Source organism: Streptomyces sp. NPDC004658, assembly GCF_040609555.1.
Taxonomy (GTDB): Bacteria; Actinomycetota; Actinomycetes; order Streptomycetales; family Streptomycetaceae; genus Streptomyces.
Window position 1 is genome coordinate 1 of sequence record NZ_JBEXKG010000268.1, and the last position, 6154, is coordinate 6154.

A 6154-nucleotide genomic window follows, 5' to 3' on the forward strand; every position below is an offset into this window, starting at 1 on the left:
GTCGTGACACCGCGCCCGCTCAAGGCCAGGCGCACTGCCCCGCCCGAAGCGAGCCGGGCGCCCCGCCTCGCCCCGAGCCGGTCGCGGCACCGCGCCCGCTGAGCCAAGCGCGCCGCCCCGTCCGAAGCCGAGTGTGGCGCTTCGCTCGGAGCCGGTCGCGTCAGCGTGCCCGCTCAAAGCCAAGCGCACCGCCCCGCTCGAAGCCAAGGCACTGCCCCGCTCAGATCCTGCCCAGTACCCGGGCCAGCAGTTCGCCCATGCGGGCCGCCGAGTCGCGGCCGGCCTGGAGGACCTCCTCGTGGTTGAGGGGTTCGCCGGTCATGCCCGCGGCCAGGTTGGTGACCAGGGAGATGCCGAGCACCTCGGCGCCGGCCTCGCGGGCGGCGATGGCCTCCAGGACCGTGGACATGCCGACCAGGTCCGCACCGATGACGCGGGCCATGCGGATCTCGGCCGGGGTCTCGTAGTGCGGGCCGGGGAACTGGGCGTAGACGCCCTCCTCCAGCGTGGGGTCGATCTCCTTGCACAGGGCGCGCAGGCGCGGCGAGTACAGGTCCGTCAGGTCGACGAAGTTCGCGCCGACGATCGGGGACGTCGCCGTCAGGTTGATGTGGTCGCTGATCAGCACCGGCTGGCCGGGCCGCATGCCCTCGCGCAGACCGCCGCAGCCGTTGGTCAGCACGATGGTCTTGCAGCCGGCCGCGACGGCCGTACGGACGCCGTGCGCCACCGCCGCCACGCCGCGGCCCTCGTAGTAGTGGGTGCGGCCCAGGAAGACCAGGGCCCGCTTGTCACCGAAGGAGTACGAGCGGATCTTGCCGCCGTGGCCCTCGACGGCCGGCGGCGGGAAGCCGGGCAGCTCGGTGACCTGGAACTCGGCGTCGGGTGCCCCCAGGGCGTCGACGGCCGGAGCCCAGCCGGAGCCCATCACGAGGGCGACGTCGTGGGTCTCGGCGCCGGTGAGGGCGCGCAGGCGCGCGGCGGCGGCGTCGGCGGCGGCGTAGGGGTCGCCCTGGATGTCGTCCGGAAGAAGAGATGCGTTCACGCCGATGAGGGTAGCCGGTCTTCGCCTACGCGCGTAGATGACAGAGCCCACGGGTTTGCCTTCGTTGTCTTGTCGGTTTCCACAAACAGCCGGAAAAACGGCGCCGCGACGCGCCGCGAAGGGTCAGCAGGGGCGCTTGCGCAGTTCCATCACATAGTCGTGCGGGGCCCCGGCCGACTCCGCCGCGTCGGCGATCTCCCCCAGGTAGCGCGCCGACGGCAGCCCGCCCTCGTACGCGTTGAGGACGTACGTCCAGGCCGGCTCCTCACCGTCCAGGGTGTGCACGCGCACGCGTACCCGGCGGTAGATGTCGAGACCCAGGCCCTCCCACCGGTCGAGCGACTCCTCGTCCATGGGTGCGATGTCGTACAGGCCGACGAAGACCGCGGCCAGCGGGTCCTCGACGATCGTCGCCAGCGCGCCCTCCCAGCCCAGCTGCTCACCGCCGAAGGTCAGCCGCCAGCCGTTCAGCCAGCCGGTGGCGCGCAGCGGCGAGTGCGGGGCGCGGCGGGACATCAGGCGCGCGTCGAGGTTGCCGGCGTACGCGGCATAGAGCGACATGGGGAGAGGGTACGGCAGGCGCACCGCGCGCCCCGGGTGACCCGGTGGCGCCCCCGGGCAGTAGCACCTTGAAGCGTGCGGGACAATGGAGTACGTGACTCGGATCGTGATCATCGGTGGCGGACCCGGCGGATACGAAGCGGCGCTGGTCGCCGCTCAGCTCGGCGCGGAGGTGACCGTCGTCGACTGCGACGGTCTGGGCGGAGCGTCGGTGCTGACCGACTGCGTGCCGTCGAAGACCCTTATCGCTACGGCCGAGGTGATGACCACCTTCGACTCCTCGTACGAGGAGCTGGGCATCATCGTCGCCGACGACACCCCGCCGCTGGAGCAGGCGGCCCGGGTGGTCGGCGTGGACCTCGGGAAGGTCAACCGCCGGGTGAAGCGGCTGGCCCTCGCCCAGTCCCACGACATCACCGCCTCCGTCACCCGCGCCGGCGCCCGGGTCATGCGCGGGCGCGGCCGGCTGGAGGGCATGCAGGCCCTGGACGGGTCCCGGAAGGTCGTCGTCACCGCCGCCGACGGCACCGAGGAGACCCTCACCGCCGACGCCGTCCTCATCGCCACCGGCGGTCACCCGCGCGAGCTGCCCGACGCCCGGCCCGACGGCGAGCGCATCCTCAACTGGACCCAGGTCTACGACCTCACCGAGCTGCCGGAAGAGCTGATCGTGGTCGGGTCGGGTGTGACCGGTGCCGAGTTCGCCGGCGCGTACCAGGCGCTGGGGTCGAAGGTCACGCTGGTCTCCTCCCGGGACCGCGTGCTGCCGGGTGAGGACCCGGACGCCGCCGCCGTCCTGGAGGACGTCTTCCGGCGCCGCGGCATGAACGTCATGGCCCGCTCCCGCGCGCAGTCCGCCAAGCGCGTCGGCGACCGGGTCGAGGTGACGCTGGCCGACGGCCGGGTCATCAGCGGCACGCACTGCCTGATGGCCGTCGGTGCCGTCCCGAACAGCGCGGGCCTCGGTCTGGAGGAGGCCGGCGTCAAGGTGCGCGAGTCGGGTCACATCTGGACGGACAAGGTGTCCCGGACGACCGCTCCCGGCGTCTACGCGGCCGGTGACGTGACCGGGGTCTTCGCCCTCGCGTCCGTCGCCGCCATGCAGGGGCGCATCGCCATGTACCACTTCCTGGGCGACGCGGTGGCCCCGCTGAACCTGAAGACGGTGTCCTCGAACGTCTTCACCGACCCCGAGATCGCCACCGTCGGCTACACCCAGGCGGACGTGGACGCGGGCAAGATCGACGCGAGGGTCGTCAAGCTCCCGCTCCTGCGCAACCCGCGCGCCAAGATGCAGGGCATCCGGGACGGCTTCGTGAAGATCTTCTGCCGGCCGGGCACCGGGATCGTCGTGGGCGGTGTGGTGGTGGCGCCCCGCGCCTCGGAACTGATCCACCCCATCTCGATCGCCGTCGACAACAATCTGACGGTCGAACAGATCGCGAACGCGTTCACGGTGTACCCCTCCCTTTCGGGGTCGATCGCGGAGGTCGCCCGGCAGCTGCACACCCGCAAGGCGAGCGCGGAGGCCTGACGGTCCCGGCCGACTCCCCCCTGGTCACAGGGGGTTGCGGCGTGTGCGGCCGGCATAGTCGGGGCGGGCGGGTTCTATACCACTTCCCGCCCCGCCATGCGAACAACTTCTGTTATTCGGCGCAAACTGCTGAAACCAGACGGTCGCTGGGGTTACTGTCAGTTTCGTGTTCGCTGCTGAACGTCGCCAATTGATCCTTGAAATGGTGCGAGCGAACGGTGCCGTGTCGCTCCGTGAGCTCGCCCGCGTCGTCCAGACCTCCGAAGTGACCGTACGGCGGGACGTGCGGGCACTGGAGGCAGAAGGACTCCTCGACCGCCGACACGGCGGTGCGGTACTGCCGGGCGGGTTCACGCGAGAGTCCGGCTTTCCGCAGAAATCCCACCTCGCGACCGCCGAGAAGACGGCCATCGCCGACCTCGCCGCGGGCCTCGTCGAAGAAGGCGAGGCCATCGTGGTCGGGGCCGGTACGACCACGCAGGAGCTGGCCCGCCGGCTCGCGCGCGTGCCGGGCCTGACGGTCGTCACCAACTCCCTCCTGGTGGCGCAGGCGCTGGCCCACGCCAACCGGGTGGAGGTCGTGATGACCGGAGGCACCCTGCGCGGCTCCAACTACGCCCTCGTCGGCTCCGGTGCGGAACAGTCCCTCCAGGGTCTGCGCGTGTCGAAGGCATTCCTCTCCGGAAGCGGCCTGACGGCCGAGCGCGGCCTGTCCACCTCCAACATGCTCTCGGCATCCGTCGACCGGGCCCTCGTCCAGGCCGCCGCGGAGGTCGTGGTCCTCGCCGACCACACCAAGCTCGGCACGGACACCATGTTCCAGACCGTGCCGACGGACCTCATCACCCGGCTGGTCACCGACGAGCCGCCGGCCCACGACGACCGCGCAGCCACCGAGTTGCAGGCGCTCGCGGACCAGGGCGTGCAGATCGCCGTTGCGGGGGCGAGCGGGAACCCGGGGGGTGACCAGGTCCCGGCGGGCCGCCGCGCTCCCCTGCCGGGACCGCGCAGGGGCCACGTACCGGGCTCTTCCGCCCTCCGCTCCACCACGGGCCTGGGCGAGCCGACGGCCACGGACCGGGGGCGCGTCGCCGACCTGCGGCGCCGTTAGGACCTGTCGTCCGCATCAGCTCGCGGACGCGGGGCCTGATCCACACGACAGGCCCCGGTCCGGCGGGGGCCGAGAGGGGACACCGCCCGGCGGACCGCGCCGCCGGTGCCGCACCCGGGTGCCTTCGCCGGTCCCCTGTCCGGCACTCCGCCGAACTGACGGTGATCGTTCCCTCGGTCATCCGGTCCGTGCCGGCCGGGTCGCTGGTTCGCCCGCGCGGAGCGGACGGCCGAGCGTGGCCCGCCCCTTCCGTGAGCGGGCGCCGGGAACGCCACGCCCGGCGGACCGGGGCGGCCGGTGCCGCACCCGGGTGCCGTCTCGGGCGTCCCTGGCATCGGGCAACAGGTCCGGCACTTCGCCGATCTGACGGTGAATCGTTCCCTCGGTCATCCGGTCCGTGCCGGCCGGGCCGCTGGTTCGCCCGCTCGGAGCGGACGGCCGAGCGTGGCCCGCCCCTTCCGTGAGCGGGCGCCGGGAACGCCACGCCCGGCGGACCGGGGCGGCCGGTGCCGCACCCGGGTGCCGTCTCGGGCGGTCCCTGGCATCGGGCAACAAGTCCGGCACTCCGCCGAACTGACGGTGAATCGTTCCCTCGGTCCGGTCCGTGCCGGCCGGGCCGCTGGTTCGCCCGCTCGGAGCGGACGGCCACGCGCGGTCCGCCCCTTCCGTGAGCGGGCGCCGGGAACGCCACGCCCGGCGGACCGGGGCGGCCGGTTCGCCGGGCGTGGGAAGGGGGTTCCGGGCGGGGTCAGTCCTTGATCTCGCAGATCGCCGCGCCCGACGTGATGGACGCGCCGACCTCGGCGGTCAGGCCCTTGATGGTGCCCGCCTTGTGGGCGTTGAGGGGCTGTTCCATCTTCATGGCTTCCAGGACGACGACCAGGTCGCCTTCCTTGACCTCCTGGCCCTCTTCGACGGCGATCTTCACGATCGTGCCCTGCATGGGCGAGGCGAGGGTGTCGCCCGAGGCGACGGGGCCGGACTTCTTCGCCGCGCGGCGCTTGGGCTTGGCGCCGGCCGCGAGGCCGGTGCGGGCCAGGCTCATGCCCAGCGACGACGGCAGCGAGACCTCCAGGCGCTTGCCGCCGACCTCGACGACGACCGTCTCCCGGCCCAGCTCCTCCTCCGCCTCGGCGTCGGCGGGCGCGGCGAACGGCTTGATGTCGTTGACGAACTCGGTCTCGATCCACCGGGTGTGCACCGCGAAGGGCTCCGTGGAGCCGGTCAGCTCGGGGGCGAAGGCGGGGTCCCGTACCACCGCGCGGTGGAAGGGGATCGCCGTGGCCATGCCCTCGACCTGGAACTCGTCCAGGGCGCGGGCGGCGCGCTCCAGGGCCTCCTTGCGGGTGCGGCCGGTCACGATCAGCTTGGCGAGCAGGGAGTCCCAGGCCGGGCCGATGACCGAGCCGGACTCCACGCCCGCGTCCAGGCGGACACCGGGGCCGGACGGCGGGTCGAACCGGGTGACCGTACCCGGCGCCGGGAGGAAGTTGCGGCCCGGGTCCTCGCCGTTGATACGGAACTCGAACGAGTGACCGCGCAGCACCGGGTCGTCGTAACCGAGCTCTTCGCCGTCGGCGATGCGGAACATCTCGCGGACCAGGTCGATGCCGGCGACCTCCTCGGTCACCGGGTGCTCCACCTGCAGGCGGGTGTTGACCTCCAGGAAGGAGATCGTGCCGTCCTGGCCGACCAGGAACTCACAGGTGCCGGCGCCCTCGTAGCCGGCCTCCTTCAAGATGGCCTTCGACGCCCGGTACAGCTCGGCGACCTGCTCCTCGGACAGGAACGGCGCCGGGGCCTCCTCGACCAGCTTCTGGTGGCGGCGCTGCAGGGAGCAGTCACGGGTGGAGACGACGACCACGTTGCCGTGCTTGTCGGCCAGGCACTGGGTCTCCACGTG

At 72.5% G+C, this 6154-nt stretch carries 5 protein-coding genes; 2 read left to right on the top strand and 3 right to left on the bottom strand.

What is annotated here, in order from left to right:
• Window positions 1-220: 220 nt before the first annotated feature.
• Both ABZV94_RS39395 and ABZV94_RS39400 read right to left on the bottom strand, forming a co-directional pair.
• Complete coding sequence (locus ABZV94_RS39395; protein WP_014674592.1) at window positions 221-1045, bottom strand: purine-nucleoside phosphorylase; 825 nt, start codon at window positions 1043-1045, stop codon at window positions 221-223.
• 123 nt (window positions 1046-1168) lie between these two features.
• The gene (locus ABZV94_RS39400) at window positions 1169-1606 is read right to left on the bottom strand and encodes a gamma-glutamylcyclotransferase (protein ID WP_356349536.1); all 438 of its coding nucleotides are present in this window, start codon (window positions 1604-1606) and stop codon (window positions 1169-1171) included.
• Window positions 1607-1691: 85 nt separating this feature from the next.
• On the opposite strand from ABZV94_RS39400, the gene ABZV94_RS39405 reads away from it, so the two are divergent.
• Both ABZV94_RS39405 and ABZV94_RS39410 read left to right on the top strand, forming a co-directional pair.
• A complete protein-coding gene (locus ABZV94_RS39405) occupies window positions 1692-3140 on the top strand; it encodes an NAD(P)H-quinone dehydrogenase (RefSeq protein WP_356349539.1) in 1449 nt (482 codons plus the stop codon).
• Between the two features lie 166 nt (window positions 3141-3306).
• Window positions 3307-4251: a DeoR/GlpR family DNA-binding transcription regulator gene (locus tag ABZV94_RS39410; protein WP_356349541.1), complete on the top strand. Its 945-nt coding sequence runs from the start codon at window positions 3307-3309 to the stop codon at window positions 4249-4251.
• Window positions 4252-4999: 748 nt separating this feature from the next.
• Here ABZV94_RS39410 and ABZV94_RS39415 read toward each other — a convergent pair.
• On the bottom strand, window positions 5000-6154 hold a 1155-nt coding region (locus ABZV94_RS39415), incomplete at its 5' end, for a biotin/lipoyl-containing protein (RefSeq protein ID WP_356349543.1).

What these genes read in the sequence shown, in the direction of transcription:
- ABZV94_RS39400 (WP_356349536.1), bottom strand. Translation starts at nt 1,606, where the DNA reads ATGTCGCTCTATGCCGCGTACGCCGGCAACCTCGACGCGCGCCTGATG.
- ABZV94_RS39405 (WP_356349539.1), top strand. Translation starts at nt 1,692, where the DNA reads ATGGAGTACGTGACTCGGATCGTGATCATCGGTGGCGGACCCGGCGGA.